Genomic DNA, 19,083 nt, shown 5'->3' with positions numbered 1-19,083 from the left:
TATGGACGAAGATTTATCAATAATAACTGCAAATACCAGAAACGAAAAAATTAAGAGCTTTTTTGTTAATAATAAAAAAATTCTAATTTCTTCAGTTATTATTTTAGTTTTGGTTGTAATAGGTGTTTACAGTTACGATAAATATACCACTGATAAAAAAAGACAGATATCTGATAATTTTAATGCAATTACTATTGATCATTCTGAAAGTTCTAAAGACACAACTTTAAATAAATTATTGGAGATAATTAATCAAAAAGATCCAACTTATTCTCCGCTCTCTCTTTATTTTATAATTGATAACAATCTCCTTTCTGACCAAAGCGAAGTTAACAAATTATTTGATGTCATAATCGATGAAACATCACTAGATAAAGAAATTAAAAATTTAGTTATCTATAAAAAGGCACTAATTAATGCAGATCAGGCAAATGAAGCTGATTTACTAAATATGCTAAATCCATTAATTAATTCAGAAAGTGTATGGAAATCACACGCATTATACTTAATGGCCGAATATTTTTATGCACAAGATCAAAAACAAAAAGCAAAAGAGTTTTTTCAACAAATAACAACTTTAGAAAATCCAAATCCAGATATAAGAATAGAATCAGAGAAGAGATTAAACAGAGATTTGAGTGATTAGACTATTAGCATTATTTATAACATTTTTTCTTCTAAATAATTGTTCTTTCAACGAAAATTCAAGAATTTGGAAAGATAAGGAAAAAGATTTATCAGAAAAAGAAAATGTAAAAAAAATATTTGCAGAGGAAGAAGTAAAAGCCTCTGAATTTAATCAAGAAGTTAAACTTGATTTATCTGGATTAAGAACAACCAACAAAATAATAGATAATACCAATAATTACGGTGCTCAAAGCTATGATGGCCAATTAGAAAAAATAGGTAATTTTAAATTTTCAAAGTTAGATGAAATAAATAATCTTAATTACAAACCAATTTTCCTATCAGATGGATTAATTTTCTTTGATAAAAAAGGTACAATTATTAGATATGATAATAATAAAAAAGTGTTATGGAAAAAAAATCATTACACCAAGTCAGAAAAAAAATTAAGACCAAAGTTAAATTTTGCAATTAAAGAAAATAGTATATTCATTACAGACAGTATTGCTAAATATTATTCGATTAATCTTGAAACAGGTGAATTGAATTGGACAAAAAATAATACCTATCCATTTAATTCAGATATTAAAAGTTATAAAAACAAAATTTTTGTTGTTGATTTTAAAAATACTTTGAGATGCTATAAAATTGAAGATGGATCTGAATGTTGGAATTTACAAACAGAAGATTCGTTTACTATATCAAATGCAAAATATTCATTAATTTTAATTGATGAAATGGTGGTGTTTAGTAACTCAATCGGAGATATCACAGCAGTTGATATTGAAAGTGGATTAATTACTTGGCAGTTGCCAACTCAAAGCAGTAGTATTATTAATGAAACTTATAATTTCAAAATATCAAAACTAGTATCAGATGGAAAATCTGTCTATTTTTCAAATAATAAAAATGAATTTTATTCAGTAGATGTTAAAACAGGAGTAGTTAATTGGATAAATGATTTAAATTCAAATATTACTCCAATAATTACTGGCAATTTGATTTTTACAGTTTCTAATGATGGATATTTGTATGTTGTTGAAAAAAACAAAGGCAATATTCTTAGAATTACAGATCTTTTTAATAACTATAAAATTAAAAAAAGAAAAGAAATTGAACCAGTTGGTTTTGTGATAGGTAATACCAATCTATATTTAACAAATACTGATGGAAAAATAATAATTGCTGACTTAAGTGAAGGAAAAGTTTTAAACGTAGAAAAAGTTTCTGGAGACATTATTTCAGAACCATTTATATTTAATAATAATTTGTATGTAGTTAGAAACGGTTCTATCGTACAATACAATTAAATATGATCTTGAAATTTTTAGAAAAGATCGGAAGAAAAAAAGTAGTTCTAGATAGAGGACCATCACACCCAAAATTTGAAGAAGCAAAACCGTGGATGAATAGATATTATGTGATATTCAGAAATAGACCAAAATGGTTTCCATTTAATATATTGATTCATGAAATGTTAGATGATGATCATGGTGATGGGGTGCATAACCATTTATGCCCATACATTACAATAATTTTAAGAGGAGGGTACTGGGAAACAACAAAAAATGGAAGATTTTGGAGAAAGCCTGGATACATTGGTTTTAGATCGGCAAATGCTTTTCATAGAGTTGACTTAGAACCAGGCACAAAACCAATGACAATATTCATTCCAGGACCATTTGGTTTACGAAAAGGACCACGTTCAGAATATGGTATCGATTTTAAAACTAAAAGAAGTTAATGGCCTTATCTTTTGAAAAAGAATTTATATCTCACTGTAAAAAACAAAATTTAGAAATTAATCCTAGTCAGATAGATTTAGTAAAAAAATTACAAGAATACTACGAGGGTAATTTTCAATCATTAATATCAAAAATTTTTCAAAGCCAATCTTTTAAAAAAGGATTTTATTTATATGGCGATGTTGGTGTAGGCAAAACAATGATTTTAGATTTCTTTTTTGATCAATTAGATCATAAGAAATTAAGATTACATTTTAATGAGTTTATGTTGAGTTTCCATGATTTTGTTCATGAAAGAAAAGGTAGTAATCAAGCAAATATTATTAATGAATTTGTTAAAGATTTAAAATCAAAAGCATTGATAATTTATTTTGATGAGTTTCAAGTAACCAACATTGTTGATGCTATGATTTTAGGAAAATTATTTGATCAAATCTTCAAAGAAGATATAAAAATAATCGTAACCTCAAATACTAAAATCTCTGAGCTTTACAAAGATGGTCTTCAAAGAGATCAGTTCAAACCATTTATAAAAATAATGGAGGATCAATCTTTTCAATACGAACTTGTAATTGAAGATGACTATAGAAAATCTAATAATTCTCAAGATAGATACTTTTTTCCACTTGATGAAGAGACTAATTTTAAAATAAATAAATTTTTTAGAACTATTACTAAGGATAAAAATAAAACTGAGAAAATAATTAATGTAAAAGGAAGAAATTTTAAAATAGAAAATTTTTATGAAGGAGTGTCTAGATTTGATTTTAAAACATTATGTGATCAGAATTTAGGTGCAGAAGATTATTTAGAAATTATTAAAAATTGTGTTTTTATAGTAATCGATCAAATACCACAGTTTGATAATTTTAATTCTAACCAGCAGCAAAGATTTATTACTTTATTAGATATAATTTATGATAATAGTGTTCCAATTGCAGTAACAGCTAATCAAAGTTTAGATAAATTTACATCATCAAAACTATTAGAAAAACCATTTGAAAGAACAATCAGTAGATTATACGAATTAACATCTAAAGTGATGAATTCATGAAACAAGAATTTTTTAATCTTCAAATAAACACAAATGGTCAAAAGTTATATGAATTTACAGATCAAACTCTTAATTGGATAAATGAAAATAATTTTAAGAATGGAATTTTAAATTTGAGCATCCAGCATACCAGTGCGTCTTTAATTGTACAGGAGAATGCAGACCCAGATGTACAAACTGATTTGATTAAATATTTTGACAAGTTAGTACCAATGGATAATTCGCTTTATGTTCATACAACTGAGGGTAAAGATGATATGCCAGCTCATATAAAATCTGTATTAACGAATAATCAAATTTCTCTTAGTATTAAAAATAAAGAATTATTACTTGGAACTTGGCAAGGTCTCTATCTATTTGAACATAGATTACAGTCTCAAAAAAGATCTATAATTCATCATTTTTTGGGAGAATAAGTTATTTTTTCTTCAGAGATTGAAATGCATCCAATGCAGCAGCTCTTGCTTTTTCATGAATAACTATTGGTTGTGGATAGTCTTTACCTATAATTGTTTTAATAGCTTCTTGATATTTGACTTCCATTTCCCAAGGTTTGTGAATAAAGTTTGCAGGAACTTTATTTAATTCAGGAACCCATTTTTTTACATAAATACCTTCCTTGTCAAATTTTTCACCCTGAAGAATAGGATTAAAAATTCTAAAGTATGGTGCAGCATCAGCTCCACAACCAGCAACCCATTGCCATTGTGCAACGTTATTAGCTTTATTAAAGTCAAGTAAGCAGTTTCTAAAATGCTTCTCTCCCTCTATCCAATTAATTCTCAAATGTTTTACTAAAAAGGATCCTACAACCATTCTAATTCTATTATGCATCCATCCAGTTTCGTATAATTCTCTCATACCGGCATCAACTATTGGATACCCTGTCATACCTTTTTTCCATGCTTTTAAAAACTTTTCATTTTTAGCCCATGGGAATTTGTCAAATTCTTTTCGAAAGTTTCCTTTTAAGAATTCAGGAAAGTAATTAATTAGACTATGAGAAAATTCTCTCCAACCAAGTTCGTTTATATATTTTCTATATCCTATTCCTTTTGATTTTAGCTCACTACACTTTTTCCAAATTGTATTTACATGAATTTGACCAAATTTTAAATATGGAGATAACCTAGAAGTACCATTAATAGAAGGGATATCTCTATTAGTTCCATAATCTTTAATTTTATTTTCTAATAAATCTTTTAGAATCTTTTGAGAATCATTTTCTGAAACTTTCCAATATTTATCAAATTTTTCATACCATTTTCTATTTGGTAAAATATTTTTGAGATCTAGAGAATTCTTAAAAAAATTGATGGCTTTAGTTTTCTTTTTTACAGTATAATTTTTACTTGGAGGTTGATTTAGATAAATTTGTTCAGCAGTTCTCCAGAAAGGTGTAAATACTTTAAATGGTGTACCATCATTTTTAGTTACTTCTTGAAATTCATTTAAAATATTTCCTTTAAAATATTTGTATTCTATTTCGTTTTTTATAAATAGATCTCTTATTTTTTTTCCTTTAGATATAACATCTGGTTCATAAATTTTATTCCAATAGATACATACATTATCTTTTTTTTTAAGCTTTGAAAAAATATCTAACTCATCACCTTTTAAAATTTCTAGATTGATTTTAAATTTTGAAAGTTCTGTTTTTATTGACTCTAATGATTTAAATAACCACCATTTCTGAGCTTCTCTTTTGTTGTCAAATTCATTATTGTTATAAATATATAACACAATCACATTCTCATGATTATTAGTTGCAAAGGAAAGAGCTGGATTATTATCAATTCTAAAATCTTCTCTAATCCAAAATATTCCAGTGCTTTTCATTATAATTATTTTTGATTTACTAATTTTTGATACATTTCTTGATCGGTATCACCCTCACAACCAAAAATTAATACATTAGAATTTTCATTAAGATCAATTTTTGTCTTAATTGTTTCATCTTCACAGCTTGCAATTAAACTAATTACACCTGGTGCAGCATTTTCACCTGCAATTATACTCTCTTCACTAAAGCTTGCATTTCCAAGTAATTTCATAGTTTTAGCGATATCATCATCCGGTAAACTTATACAGTGTTTAACTGAGTTTTTTAAGATTTCCCATGGCACAAGTGACACTTCTCCACACGACATCCCGCCCATTAAACTTTCTCGTTTAATATCAATTTTTTCTATTTTTCCAGTTTTAATACTTTCCATTACGCAAGCTGCACTATCTGGTTCTACGACAATTATCTTAGGAATATTATCTAGGTATCTCGCTATCCCAGCTACCATTGCACCAGCCATACCACCGACTCCAGCTTGTAGAATAATATGAGAAATTTTTTCATCACTAATTTGTTCAGCTATTTCTTTCATCATTACTGAATAACCAGCCATTGTATATTTAGGAACCAGCATATAATCTTTCCAAGCAACATCCTGAACAATTTGCCAATTATTTTCTGTAGATTGTTTTATGCATTCAATCAAAGAATTTTCGTAGTTACCTTTTACTTTTATAACTTCTGCACCAAGTGCTTCCATAGCTTTGCCTCTTGCATCACTTACAAATTCACTTATAAAAATTTTACATTTTAAACCTAATCTTTTTGCACCCCAAGCAACAGATCTACCATGGTTTCCAGCTGTAGCGGTCGCTACAACTATTTCTTTATTTCCTTTAGTAACTTTTTCAACTGCATAAGCTCCTCCTAGGGCTTTGAAGGATTTTAAATTAAATCTTTTATTTTCATCTTTATAAAAAATATTTTTTAAATTTAATTCTTTAGATAATTTGTTTAATTTAATTAGTGGTGTAGGGGAGTATCCTTCCCATTTTGAAATAGAGTTGTAAGCATCATCTATATCTGTTGAGGTTAATGAGCTAAATATTTGATCTTTATCAAATGAATATTTTTTATTATCTACAAATTCAGTTAATTTCCATTGATGACCGTTAGATAAAATACTCATAAACTAACAATCTAATGTATTATCTTTTTCCCACTTAGTGACTGCTTTGGTTTTATCAAAACTTTCTTTTGATTTAAATTCTTTAATTTCTGTATCTCTTAATTTTATATAACTTGAAATAACATCTGATCCAAAAGCTTCATTCATTCTTTTATTATCTTTTAATTGAGAAAGTGATTGATCTAACTCATCTGGTAATTTTGGTAAGTCAGGATATTTTGCAAAGTCTTCGTACATATTGCAATGCAAAGGATTGCCAGGATCGATTTTATTTTTGATACCATCTAAGCCAGCAGCCAAAATACTAGCTTGTAATAAATATGGATTAGCAGATCCATCCATTAATCTTAATTCAAACCTTCCTGGATCAGGAATTCTAATCATATGTGTTCGGTTGTTTCCAGTGTAAGAAATACTACTTGGTGACCATGATGCTCCAGATTTTGTAGGTGGTGCATTAATTCTTCGGTAGCTATTAATTGTTGGATTAAAAAATGCTGACAAGGATGATGCGTTTTTAATTACCCCACCTAAGAAATTATATGCAATTTTACTCAATCCAAGTTTATCAGACTTATCTAGAAACTTATTTTTCTTACTTTGCCAAACTGATACATGAGCATGACATCCATTACCTGTTAAATTATTAAATGGTTTAGGCATGAATGTTGCTCTTAATCCATGTTTTTCAGCAATTGTTTTTACCATGTATTTAAAAAAGGTATGTCTGTCTGCAGTTTCTAAGCAGTCAGAGTAATCCCAATTCATTTCAAACTGTCCGTTTGCGTCTTCATGGTCATTTTGATAGGGACCCCATCCCATTTCAATCATGCAGTCACAAATTTCTTTAATTAAATCATATCTTCTCATCAATGCAGATTGATCATAACAAGGTTTTGATTGAGTATCTCTTGGATCTGCAATTGATTCTCCATCAGGTGATATTAAAAAATATTCACATTCAACACCTGACTTCATCGTTAAATTTTGTTTCTTAAGTTTTTTAATTTGATTTTTTAACATTACTCTTGGCGAGGCTTCCACCGGTTTACCGTTCATCCATAAATCAGATGCTAACCATCCAACTTCTTTGTTCCAAGGCAATTGAATTAAGCTATCAGGATCAGGGATCCCAAACATATCAGAATCTGCTGGTGTCATATCTAGCCATGCTGCAAATCCAGCAAAACCAGCACCCGCAGTTTGCATTTCTTTGATTGCATGAGCTGGAACAAGTTTTGATCTTAAAACTCCAAAAAGATCGACAAAACTGATTAAAAAATATTTAATTTTTTTTTGTTTTGCAATTTTAAATAAGTCTTTAGCCATTACTTAGCTTAACATAATTATTTAAAAAAAGATAAGATAGTTTCTTTATAATAAATTAGATTGACAACTATAATAATTATTATTGCTAAAATTACACCGTATTTAGCCTTTGGAAATGCAACTCCTCTCATTTTTGAGGGTCTTAATTCTTCATTTTCATCTGTCATAAAAATTTAAATTAAAAAGGGCGCTATTAATTAAAACAGCGCCCAAATTTTTAGTTTAATTACCAATCGGTAATATTGCTTTTATGATCATTAGCACCATGTCTTTTCTTTGCTAATCTTGAAAGTTCATCACTTTCAGATTTCGCAGTTAAGACGTGCCAACCAATCCATAAAATTATAGCAATGATTACCAGTATACCTTCACTAGATCCAGCACCAGGGTAAACAGCGCCAACTACTTCCTCAGCCGGCTTGTTAAGGTGATCTATCCAGTTTGTTACTGTAGCCATATATTTCTCCTTTACCTGGTTGCAGATGAAACTGCTTTTTCATCTTCTTTAGCAGCTTCCATCATTTCATAATCTAGTCCAGCTATTTCTACCTCTCGAGGGATTCTTAATTTACCCATACCGTGAAGTACTTTAGCTATGACATAGCCTGGTATTAGTCCAAGAACAACAAACATAATTATTGCTCCGATGAACTGTCCTACAGGATTGATTGTTGCATAAGTAGTTCCATCCCACATAGCACCCACACTATAACCAGATGAAGGGTAGCCCCATAAAACAAAACCACAAATTACAAGACCAACAAATCCTGCATAACCGTGAACTGCTACTGCACCAACTGCATCATCGATTTTGAACTTTCGTTCAACCCAGTAATGTAGTTTGTATGCAATCACAACACCGATCATACCGATGATCATTGATTGAATTGGATGATATAAGTCATTTCCAGCTGAAGCACAGATAACACCTGCTAGTCCACTAGAGTATGTCCAGAAAGGATCACCTTTAGCAATCCAATATCCGGCCAATAATCCTCCTGATAACGACATCAAGAAGTTAAAGGTAATACCACTAAGTGTAGTAGGAGTTACGTAAATGTTTGTAGCTGTCCAATAAGATATACCTTCCATTCCATATTCTGGACCTAAGTCGAAAATTGGAATGTTGCATGCAGCATAAAATCCCCAGAAACCAGTATAAATTAAAAATAATCCAACTGTTACTAACCAAGGATTTCTAGGCCCTATGTTTCTAGGTTCACCACTTGATGAGAATTTTCCAATTCTTGGACCTAAAACCACAAGAACACCTAAAGCAAATCCACCTGCAATTGCGTGAATTACTCCTGATGCATATGCATCATGATACCCTAAAAGTTTTAACATCCATCCATCAAAGTGCCATCCCCAAGCAGCATCAATTGTCCAAAATACAGATCCAATTGCAATTGCTAAAATACCAAATGCAAATGTTGTAATTCTTTCAATGATTGCTCCTGAAACGATAGAAGCAGCTGTCCAAGAGAAAAGCAGGAATGCAGCCCAGAAGACACCAGAAATGTGATCTCCTAGATTGATCGCCATAAGTTCACTTGTAGCTGTATACCAAGTAGCACTAAACGCAGACTCATCTGTGATTAGAGCAGTACTTTCATTCATTATTGAAGGTGCCAATCCAGGTCCTGTTGGAAAAGCCCAGTAAATCCACCAACCAAATAAAAACCAAGTTACTGTTACCAAAGGTATCAGCATTGTGTTTTTCATAAGAGTATGTTGATGGTGTTTGTATCGAGAAGCTCCAACTTCATACATACAGAATCCAACGTGAATTAAAAACATCAGCACCACTGTTACCCAGTAGTAGAACTCTGTAAATATGGTAGTAAGAGCAGCTAACTGATCAGTCATATTCTCTCCCCATATTTGTTATTCTAAACCCTATAAAATTATTAGCTTAGTTACAAATATAAAGAGAGACTAAAAACCTAGTGTGGTCACTAGGTTTTTAGAATTGAAATCAACTATTGATTGTTATTTAAAATTTTAGATATGCCTTTTTCAAATCAACAAGAGGATGTTTTGGAGACATTTGAAACTTAACCAGAAGCTCTCTTGCAATCATGTCTCTGTCTTGTTGATTGTTAGGAAGTTTAATTGATTTTGGAATTGTTACCCATCCATTTGCATTTCTACAAAACACTGCAGGTCTTCCTTCTTCGTAACCCATGTGAACATCTTCCAACCAATTTAAATCATCCCATCCCATTGCCTCAATATATTTTTTTAAGAATGGAGTTATTTTTTTATAATCAGGCAACAGGTTAACGTCGTATCTATAACCAATCGACTGGCCTATCATTTTTTCTCTAGCAGTTTGTTTTTTTACTCCAAACTTAACTTTTGAAACTTTAGCTTTCGATTTAGTTTTTTTAGTTTTCTTTTTAGCCATCGTTACCCCTTATATTTTGTGATAGTTATCAACACCAACAGTGTAGTTTGTACCTGCAAGTGGAACTTTCGCTAATGCAGAAGCTTCAGAAGTTAAAGCCGCTAAATCTTCTGGTTCTAACGAATGAATATTCGTCTTACCACAAGCTCTGGCTAATAATTGAGCTTCCAAAGTCATTGAGTGTAGATAGTTATATACTCTCAACGCTGCATCATCAGGATTTAATCTTGCTCTTAATTTTGGATCCTGAGTAGCAACACCAACCGGACATCTTCCAGTATGGCAGTGATAACATTCTCCAGCTTTTACACCCATTTCTTTTTCGAAATCAGCTTCTGGAATATCTTTGTTGCAGTTAAGTGCAATCATTGATCCAGTACCAATAGCAATTGCATCAGCTCCAAGAGCTAAAGCTTTAGCCATATCAGCACCATCTCTTACACCACCAGCGTAGATTAACGTTACTTTTCCAGTTTTACCCACATCGTCAATTGCTCTTCTTGCTTCTCTAATAGCAGCAATTCCTGGAATTCCAGTATTTGCAGCAGCAATGTGTGGTCCTGCTCCAGTAGAACCTTCCATACCATCTAAATAAATAGAGTCCGGATCACATTTTGCAGCCATACGCACATCATCATAAACTTTAGATGCACCAAGTTTTAACTGAATTGGAACTTTATTTTTCGTTAATTGTCTTAACTCTTCAACTTTTAGAGCTAAATCATCTGGACCTAACCAGTCAGGGTGTCTAGCTGGTGATCTTTGGTCAATACCTGATGGTAGTGATCTCATTTCAGCAACTTGGTCAGTTACTTTTTGACCCATTAAGTGTCCACCCATACCAACTTTTTGCCCTTGTCCAATAAATACTTCAATTCCATCTGCTAATTGAGCATGATGAGGATTAAAACCATATCTTGATTGAATACATTGGTAATACCATTTCTCTGAATATCTTCTTTCATCTGGTATCATTCCACCTTCACCTGAACAAGTAGCGCTTCCTGCCATAGTAGCTCCTCTTGCTAAAGCAGTTTTTGCTTCATATGAAAGTGCACCAAAACTCATTCCTGTAATGTAAACAGGTATATCTAATTCAATTGGGTTTTCACATCTTGGACCAATTACTGTTTTAGTTTCACATTTTTCTCTGTAACCTTCGATTACAAATCTTGTAAGTGTTCCAGGCAAAAATACCAAATCATCGAATGTTGGAATTTTTTTCATTAATGCCATTCCACGCATTCTGTATCTTCCTAATTGAGATTTGATATGAATGTCGTCTATTACTTCAGGAGTAAAAATAGCATTGTGTCCTAGTAGACTTTTATTTCTTTTACCTTCTTCATGAACATGAACGTCAGCTTTTCCACCAACGCCTTTACCATTCTTTTTACTTTTTTTCTTAGGCATTAAATTGCTCCCTTCTTCTCTGTAGGTTCTAAATTATCGTAATTCCAAAGTTTTTTACCAGCTACAATTTTTTTCATTTTACTTACGTCAAAATTTTCACCAATTTCAGCAACTTTTAATTTTCTTTTTAGCCAATCTTGGTCGCTTGCTGTTAGTTCAGCATCTACAGCATCACTACCATAAGATCCAATTTCTCCTCCTACGAATATTGTCCCATCGTACATTGAGTCACCCAGGTTAATTCCTACATCTCCAAGAATTATTATTCTTCCTCTTTGCATCATAAAACCAGTAAAAGCACCAGCGTCACCACCAATGATGATAGTTCCACCTTTCATATCAATACCAGTTCTAGCGCCAACACTACCTTTGCAGATTAAATCTCCACCTCTGATTGCTGCACCAAAACAAGATCCAGCATTTTTTTCAATTACAACTTTACCGGCCATCAAGTTTTCTGCACAAGACCAACCAACTCTTCCATTGATTCTAACAATTGGTCCATCACACGAACCAATTCCAAAATAACCTAAACTTCCTTCAAAAATTAAGTTTAATTTATTAAGGATACCGACACCCAAACTATGTTTTCCTTGGGGGTTTTTGATTACAATTGTTCCGTAACCTTGGCTCATTAAATTATCAATTTCTTTATTAGCCTCTGCAGCAGTCATATCTTTAACATCAAGATCAGTTCTTTTGTTAAAGTCTACGTCATAAGTACCGAAGTAATAAAAATTCTCTGCCTCATCTGGGTTAAAGAATTTTTGTTGAGTTCTTCCTGTTAGAACTTCGGTATGCATACCCATTGATTGGGCTTTAGATTTTTTTGATACTGTTTTTAGATTTGCCATACTTTAACCTCCCCATCAAATGGATCATATGTATCTATTTCTTGTGGTAACACTGATCTAATAGCTATTTCTTCTGATCCCATTGCAACTAAATCATCTGATTCATATAAAACTAAAGGTTTTGCAGCCATAGTGTCTTTAGCCATTCCCAAAGAGTCTTTTGTCGCTACGAAGTAAGTAAATACACCGTCTAAACCAGTTAAACTCTCTTTCATGCCTTCTTCTAAAGTTGCACCATCTCTCATTTTTTCTGCAAGATAAACTGCGATTAATTCTGAGTCACACTCAGACATAAATCTCATTCCTTTATTTTCCAACACTCTTCTGTTGTTCCAATAATTTGTTAATTGACCATTGTGAACTACAGAAACGTCACTAAAAGGATAGCCCCAGAAAGGGTGGGCAGATTTGATATCAACACCAGACTCAGTCGCCATTCTAGCATGACCTATCGCATGAGTTCCAACAACTTTATCTAGACTATATCTATCACAAACCATTTTTGCGTTACCTAAATCTTTAATAACTTCTAAAGATTTACCCATAGATAAAATTTCTACACCTGGAATACTTTCTATTCTTTGAGAAAAATCTAACAAATCTTTTGTGTTATAATCAATCTCATATCTTAAAGAATAGGGAAGTGTTCTTTCTTCTTTAACAACTTTAGCTCCCATTTCAGCTAGAGTTTGATCTACAACTTTTTTTCTTTCATCGTATACAGAAACATCTTCCATAACAGACGAACTTCCTTCTCCTACGTTTTCACCAACTTTAAAACGCATGATGAAATTTTTGCCATCTGTATCTCCATACAAAGCATATCCAGTTGAGTCTTCACCTCTATGTTTTAACGCCTGAAGCATTCCTTGTAATTCGCTTCCAACATTTGAGGATTTTCCTCTATGAATTAATCCTGCTATCCCACACATATTTTTATACCCTTTCTATTATTTTATGACCTACGGTAAGCAATCAAGATAAGTATCCAGATCCCATTGAGTTGTAGCACCCAAGAATCTTTCCCACTCATCATTTTTGTACCAGTGGAAAACTTTATACATTTCATCTGGCATTGCAGATTTGATAACTTCATCTTCTGCAAGTCTAGCCAAAGCTTCACCAAGACTTAATGGAAGTTTTTTAACATCTTTACCAGCCTTTTGAGCTTCGTAAATATTTCTAGACTCAGGAGCAGCTGGTTTTAATTTTTTACTAATTCCATGATCACAAGCTTTTAGTAACGCTGCACCTAATAAGTATGGATTATGCATAGAGTCTACAGATCGGTATTCAAATCTACCTGGTGCAGAAACTCTTAATCCACATGTTCTATTTTGGTATCCCCAGTCAGCATACACTGGTGCCCAGAAACCTTGGTCCCACAATCTTCTATAAGAGTTAACAGTAGAAGATCCTAATGCTGTTAGTGCTGGTAAGTGTTCCATGATACCCGCAATTGATTGCAAACCAATTTTACCTGGTAATTGCATATCTTTAGTATCAGGCATAAAAGTATTCGTTCCACCTTCAACGTAACTAAACACTTCTTCAACACCTGGAAGATTTTTATTTCCAAGTTTGTTTACTTTAACTTTTCCACCTTTCCACAAAGACATATTTGTATGACATCCACTTGCAGAAACTCCCATAAAAGGTTTAGTCATAAAGCAAGCTATCAAGTTATGTTCTCTTGCAACTTGAGCACAAATTTGTCTGTATGTTGATAATCTATCTGCGTTTCTTAAGACGTTATCATATGTCCAGTTTAATTCTAATTGACCTGGTGCATCTTCATGGTCTCCTTGAATCATATCAAGACCCATTGCTTTTGCATATTCAATTACTTTCATAAATACTGGTCTTAACGATTCAAATTGATCAATATGATAACAGAATGGTTTAGAAAAACCTTTACCAGTAGGGGTTCCATCCTCATTTTTTGTTAACCACATCATTTCAGGCTCAGTACCAACTCTTAATTCAAGACCATGTTTTTTCTTAAATTCGTCCATGAAAATTCTTAGATTTCCTCTGCAGTCTGAAGTTAAGTGACCACCTGGATTTTCTCTTTCTTCTCTGTTTCTAAAACATGTTACAAAAACTCTTCCAACTCTTTTGTCCCAAGGTAGTTGAACAAAAGTTTCAGGATCAGGTATTCCAACAAGCTCCATAGCCTCTGGACCATAACCAATGTAGTTATTATGACGATCTAAAAATAAGTTTGCTGTTGCTCCGTAAACTAATTGAAATCCTTTTTCTGCTGTTCTTTCCCAGTGATCTGCAGGTATACCTTTACCTACGACTCTTCCTGTTACAGAAATAAATTGATAATAAATATAAGTTATTCCAAGTTCGTTAATTTTTTCTCGAACTTTTTTTACTAGTTTAGCTCTACCTGGCTGGTTAACATGTTTTTCTAGATCCGTCATTTTCACCCCTCAATGAATTATTAATTATTCAAGCGTAGCTGAAAACTTTATTCGTGTCTAGGCTTAGAGTTTAACTCCAAGGGAACGGACTGTTAGAAGTCGGATGAAGTTCACCCTTCTCGTAACGGTTGAATCTAAACGGCTTCAATAAATCACTTTCAGTACCAAGAATTTCTTTTGCAACAAGTTCACCAACACCAATCATTTTATATCCGTGATTAGCATCAGCAATCATGTAAACGTTTTCAAAAAATCTATCGAAGATAGGAAAAGAGTCAGGTGTCATACATCCTAAACCACCTGATGGTCCTTTTCTGTATAAGTCTGATTTTCCTTCAAATCTTTTTTGGCAATGTGCAAGTGCTGAACACCACATTTCACTAAAAGCGTCTGTTGTTTGATACTCTGGAGACTCAATTCCATAAGGGTCAACGTTTACTTCATCAAAATGTTTTTTAACAATGTAAGGAGAAGTTCCACCTTGTACACCTAAACCTTCAATATCAGGTTTATAATAAATTCCCCAAATTTTATCTGTTAATAATTTTTTTGTTTTGTCAGAGTATAAAGGTGCCGTCGAGTCAACGTGAACTACAGGTGGTTGTTTACCATCATTTGTTTTTAAGAAATCTGGCTCAACACCGATAACTCCTTCTTGAAGCATCCAGTAAGTCCACATATCAGTTTCATGCATCTTACCATCTTTACCTTTTATGTGAGCTGTCTTTGGTAACTCTAACATATTCCAAAAATCTCTTGCCCATGGTCCTGCACCAACAACTACTTGTTCACACTCAATAGTTCCTTTGTCAGTTTCAACACCAGTTACTGCTTGACTGTTACTTCCTTTTTTAAAACCAGTCACTCTTACACCTTTCATAACTTGGACACCATTAGATGTAGATTTGTTCTCTAAGGCTTTAATTGAATCTTTATTAAAAGCGTATCCACCTTTTTTTTCATGAAGTACAGAAGTGATACCTTGAGCTTGCCAATCATCAAAAATTCCCTTCATGTATTTAGTGCAATCTTTTTCACCTTCAATAAAAACTGACTCATATCCAATTGCTTTTTGTTGCTCATAAATACTTGCAACATCTTCATGCATTACCTCTGGAGATATCTGTAAGTATCCAACTGGATTATATTTGAATGCTTTAGGATCACTTTCCCAAACTGAAACTGAATGAGCCATCAATTCTCTCATTGCTGGCTGAAAATAATTATTTCTAACAACTCCACATGCAATTCCACTCGCACCAGCAGCTGTATCTTTTTTCTCTAAAACAACTATGTCACCAGGATTTTTGTAAGTTTCTGAAAGTTTCCATGCAGTACTTAAACCGTGTATACCACCACCGATTATCACTACTTTTGCTTTTGAGGGTAATGTCGTCATATCAAAACATTATTTTTTGATAATGTTAATTAATATAATTATTTATAGAAGTAAAAATTATATATAAAAATTAGATACTTTTTAAATCAGTCAAAAAATGAATTAATAACTGATGTTTTTTAGTGTTTCTAAGTAGTCATTAAATTCTTTAATAAATGACTCACTTGGGACTATATTTTTAATTCGCTGATCAGTTGAAGTTTTTTCTAGTTTAAAGAATCCTTTTTCACAAGCTTCAGTAATTATTAATGCTGATTTTGGCCTAGATGTTTTAAATAATTTTGTTTTTAATTCTTCAACAGATATTCTTGTTCCTTCTTTAAAAGCTGACATAACTAATAACATCATGTGATAGTGAGAAGGTGACTTTCTGAAAAAATAATTACTAGAAGTATGAGATTGTTTCATTTGTTCTTCCCAAAAATCTAATAGGGTTTTTTTTTCTTTCGGCATTTTTTTAAGATCTTACTCTAGACTTAGTTGGATCGTAGAATGGGAAGCCAACAACTTTAGCACTAATTCTTTTTTGGTGACCATCAATTTTTCCAACTTCAACTTCAGTTCCAATTTCTGAATATTGAGCATCTATTCTGCAAAGAGCTACATTTTTATTTAGAGTTGATGATAGACACCCACTTGTAACAACACCTACTTGAGCTCTGCCAATATGAACACAATCACCATGCCCAGCAATTTCTTTTCCAATTAATTCTAAGCCAACTAATTTTTTTTGTGGATTGTTTTTTCTTTTAATCAATTCTTCTTTACCAATGAAATCTTCTTCTTTAGTTTTCAAAGGAACCGCAAATCCAATTCCTGCTTCAAAGGGATCTTGTTGACCATCAAATTCATTTCCAAATAAAATTAATCCAGCTTCAATTCTAAGTTTATCTAAAGCTGCAAAACCAGCAGGAATTAAACCATCATCTTTTCCTGCTTCCATTAACTTATCCCAAACCTCAGGTGCATGATTTGGATGACACCAAACTTCATAACCAAGCTCACCTGTATAACCTGTTCTAGAAACAATTAATGGAATACCTTGTAATTCTTCAATTCTACAAATTGTAAATCTAAACCAACCAAGTTCATCAATAGATGGTTGAGTAGGTGGTGTAAAAATTATCTTTTTTAAAATTTCTCTACTTTTAGGACCTTGTATAGAAACATTACTAATTTGGTCAGTTGAATTTTTAACATTTGCATTAAAATTTTTTTTCTTAGCAACTTCTTTTAACCATTCTCCAGCATACTCATCACCACATATCCATCTAAATCCTGTTTCACTTAATCTTAATAATGTTCCATCATCAAACATCATTCCATTTTCATAACACATTGCAGAATACACAACTTGGCCAACTGATAATTTTTTGATGTTTCTAGTAAGTGTATAGTTTAATAATTCTTCAGCATCTGGGCCAATTATTTCAAATTTTCTAAGCGAAGATAAATCAATTAATACAGCATCGTTTCTGCAGGCATTATATTCATTTACTATTCCGTGTTTTGTATAATCATTTGGAAGCCAAAAACCTCTTGCATCAACAAAATTTCTAGTTAGTTGAGATGTACGTTCGTGGAAACCTGAATTTCTAGTTAGTTTTTTTTCTGAGTCTGTTTTCATTCGAAAAGCAAAGGACTTTCTAAATTCTTTATTTTTGTCGTAAGTTCTAACAAAAATTTCAGTAGGATTCCACGAATTACAAGCATCAATATCGCTAGGACAAGCTGTAGTACCAATTGTTAAATCTTTTAAAGCTCTAAACATTACGTAGTCGCCTGGTCTAGAATAAGATTCGTCAGATATTACTGAGTTTAATCCGGCAGCTGAAGTATTAAAAAATAAATTAATTGCATGCCATCCTTTTTGTTTTTCAACTCCATATTTAGACATACTGTCAGTTAAATTATCTGAGCAATTAGGATGACCAAAGTAACCAGCATCTTCATAATATTTTGAAGTACATGCAAGATTAAAGGTATCATGTTTACCAACTGTATCTCTTATTACTTCTACCAAAGGTTCATGATCAGTATCATAAAATTTTGAATGTAATCCAGGTCCTGGAAAAGTATTTCCCATAAACGTTCTGGTTGTTTGCCAATCTAATCCTTTTTCTATTCCTTTTTCTAATTTTTTTGTATCAAATGCTACAAAATCTGAACATTGTCTTCCAGTTGGACTTATTACTTGAATGTAATCTCCTTCTTTAACTTGGTAAGATGTTGAGGTTTCTTTATCTATATTTTTTTCATAAAGTGGTTCAAAAACTGGATCGGGTATAACACTTAATTCTTTATCATTTATAATTTTTGCTCTTTTAATAAATATAGTTAAATCTGTCGGTGGATTTTGTTTGGTGACATCCATGTCTTCACCAGGTGCAGCAAAGATTGCATAACATTTATCTTTTGATTTAAGTTTAATCTTTTCTTCAGCTTTTGTATCAATATCAAAAATTATAGATGATTTAGACTCTTTTATATTTAAGTTTCTTTTTTTTAATTGATAATTTGTTGCTAAGATTGTTTCATCTTTTCCGTTTAAAATATCTCGTATGAAATTTTTTTGACTGTTTTCTTTTAAATTTAAAATTCCTAATTCTGACTTTCCATCTTTATTAAAACAAATTATTTCACAAATTTGATTTCCCTCATCGTTGATTATTTCTACTTCATCATCTGGAAAAATTTGAAAAGCAGTAAGAGCGCCGCCATTTACAATATGTCGTTCAATCCCAGGTGGTAAAATATTTAGTCCAGGATTTTTAATGTCTTTACTTGTTTCAAACATTTTTAAAATTTTTTAATATTGATATATTTTTTATCATCATTTTTATTG

General features: G+C 31.8%; 19 protein-coding genes. 5 read left to right on the top strand and 14 right to left on the bottom strand.

Annotated elements, in window-relative coordinates; translation table 11 throughout:
- The first annotated feature begins 1 nt into the window (after position 1).
- From ACTTA0_RS06805 to ACTTA0_RS06785, 5 genes are read left to right on the top strand one after another with little or no spacing between them, the layout of a single operon-like run.
- A complete protein-coding gene (locus ACTTA0_RS06805; RefSeq protein ID WP_440676523.1) occupies positions 2-646 on the top strand; it encodes a tetratricopeptide repeat protein in 645 nt (214 codons plus the stop codon).
- Positions 639-1,937 (top strand): outer membrane protein assembly factor BamB family protein, encoded by a 1,299-nt coding sequence (locus ACTTA0_RS06800; RefSeq protein ID WP_440676522.1) that lies wholly within the window; start codon positions 639-641, stop codon positions 1,935-1,937. Before ACTTA0_RS06805 ends, ACTTA0_RS06800 begins: the two co-directional genes overlap by 8 nt.
- 2 nt (positions 1,938-1,939) lie before the next feature.
- On the top strand, positions 1,940-2,371 hold the full coding sequence (locus ACTTA0_RS06795; protein ID WP_440614082.1) for a hypothetical protein: 432 nt from the start codon (positions 1,940-1,942) through the stop codon (positions 2,369-2,371).
- Positions 2,371-3,426: a cell division protein ZapE gene (zapE, locus tag ACTTA0_RS06790; RefSeq protein WP_440676521.1), complete on the top strand. Its 1,056-nt coding sequence runs from the start codon at positions 2,371-2,373 to the stop codon at positions 3,424-3,426. The genes ACTTA0_RS06795 and zapE overlap by 1 nt, the downstream gene beginning before the upstream one ends.
- Positions 3,423-3,842, top strand: coding sequence for a secondary thiamine-phosphate synthase enzyme YjbQ (locus tag ACTTA0_RS06785; RefSeq protein ID WP_440676520.1), 420 nt, complete (start codon positions 3,423-3,425; stop codon positions 3,840-3,842). The genes zapE and ACTTA0_RS06785 overlap by 4 nt, the downstream gene beginning before the upstream one ends.
- Before the next feature lies 1 nt (position 3,843).
- Here the strand turns inward: ACTTA0_RS06785 and ACTTA0_RS06780 are convergent, their stop codons facing one another.
- The 14 genes from ACTTA0_RS06780 to gcvT all read right to left on the bottom strand — a co-directional run bounded on the left by ACTTA0_RS06780 (position 3,844) and on the right by gcvT (position 19,035).
- Positions 3,844-5,265 (bottom strand): cryptochrome/photolyase family protein, encoded by a 1,422-nt coding sequence (locus ACTTA0_RS06780; protein WP_440676519.1) that lies wholly within the window; start codon positions 5,263-5,265, stop codon positions 3,844-3,846.
- Positions 5,266-5,270: 5 nt separating this feature from the next.
- The gene (locus ACTTA0_RS06775) at positions 5,271-6,401 is read right to left on the bottom strand and encodes a diaminopropionate ammonia-lyase (protein ID WP_440676518.1); all 1,131 of its coding nucleotides are present in this window, start codon (positions 6,399-6,401) and stop codon (positions 5,271-5,273) included.
- Between the two features lie 3 nt (positions 6,402-6,404).
- Entirely contained in the window at positions 6,405-7,730 is a 1,326-nt protein-coding gene (gene glnT, locus ACTTA0_RS06770) for a type III glutamate--ammonia ligase (protein ID WP_440676517.1), read from the bottom strand.
- Positions 7,731-7,747: 17 nt separating this feature from the next.
- Positions 7,748-7,897 carry a hypothetical protein gene (locus ACTTA0_RS06765; RefSeq protein ID WP_262590388.1) on the bottom strand — a complete coding sequence of 50 codons (150 nt, stop codon included), beginning with the start codon at positions 7,895-7,897 and terminating at the stop codon, positions 7,748-7,750.
- Positions 7,898-7,956: 59 nt separating this feature from the next.
- Positions 7,957-8,187 (bottom strand): hypothetical protein, encoded by a 231-nt coding sequence (locus ACTTA0_RS06760; RefSeq protein WP_440614087.1) that lies wholly within the window; start codon positions 8,185-8,187, stop codon positions 7,957-7,959.
- An 11-nt stretch (positions 8,188-8,198) separates the two neighbouring features.
- Positions 8,199-9,599, bottom strand: coding sequence for an ammonium transporter (locus ACTTA0_RS06755; protein WP_440618157.1), 1,401 nt, complete (start codon positions 9,597-9,599; stop codon positions 8,199-8,201).
- A gap of 127 nt (positions 9,600-9,726) precedes the next feature.
- Positions 9,727-10,140, bottom strand: a complete 414-nt coding sequence (locus tag ACTTA0_RS06750) for a hypothetical protein (RefSeq protein WP_075506197.1) — start codon at positions 10,138-10,140, stop codon at positions 9,727-9,729.
- Between the two features lie 9 nt (positions 10,141-10,149).
- Positions 10,150-11,553: an FMN-binding glutamate synthase family protein gene (locus ACTTA0_RS06745; RefSeq protein WP_262590391.1), complete on the bottom strand. Its 1,404-nt coding sequence runs from the start codon at positions 11,551-11,553 to the stop codon at positions 10,150-10,152.
- On the bottom strand, positions 11,553-12,407 hold the full coding sequence (locus ACTTA0_RS06740) for a GXGXG motif-containing protein (protein ID WP_262590392.1): 855 nt from the start codon (positions 12,405-12,407) through the stop codon (positions 11,553-11,555). The genes ACTTA0_RS06745 and ACTTA0_RS06740 overlap by 1 nt, the downstream gene beginning before the upstream one ends.
- Entirely contained in the window at positions 12,395-13,339 is a 945-nt protein-coding gene (locus tag ACTTA0_RS06735) for a glutamine amidotransferase (RefSeq protein ID WP_075506194.1), read from the bottom strand. Before ACTTA0_RS06735 ends, ACTTA0_RS06740 begins: the two co-directional genes overlap by 13 nt.
- 30 nt (positions 13,340-13,369) lie before the next feature.
- Positions 13,370-14,839 (bottom strand): glutamine synthetase family protein, encoded by a 1,470-nt coding sequence (locus ACTTA0_RS06730; RefSeq protein WP_440653866.1) that lies wholly within the window; start codon positions 14,837-14,839, stop codon positions 13,370-13,372.
- A 70-nt stretch (positions 14,840-14,909) separates the two neighbouring features.
- Positions 14,910-16,238, bottom strand: a complete 1,329-nt coding sequence (locus ACTTA0_RS06725) for an NAD(P)/FAD-dependent oxidoreductase (RefSeq protein WP_440676516.1) — start codon at positions 16,236-16,238, stop codon at positions 14,910-14,912.
- 102 nt (positions 16,239-16,340) lie between these two features.
- Entirely contained in the window at positions 16,341-16,691 is a 351-nt protein-coding gene (locus ACTTA0_RS06720) for a hypothetical protein (RefSeq protein WP_440676515.1), read from the bottom strand.
- A gap of 4 nt (positions 16,692-16,695) precedes the next feature.
- A complete protein-coding gene (gcvT, locus tag ACTTA0_RS06715; protein WP_440676514.1) occupies positions 16,696-19,035 on the bottom strand; it encodes a glycine cleavage system aminomethyltransferase GcvT in 2,340 nt (779 codons plus the stop codon).
- Positions 19,036-19,083 lie beyond the last annotated feature (48 nt).

Source organism: Candidatus Pelagibacter sp. HIMB1593 (genome assembly GCF_052047755.1).
Classification (GTDB): Bacteria; Pseudomonadota; Alphaproteobacteria; order Pelagibacterales; family Pelagibacteraceae; genus Pelagibacter.
The sequence above is the reverse complement of the archived record's forward strand: the minus strand, read 5'-3'. Positions and strand labels throughout refer to the sequence as shown.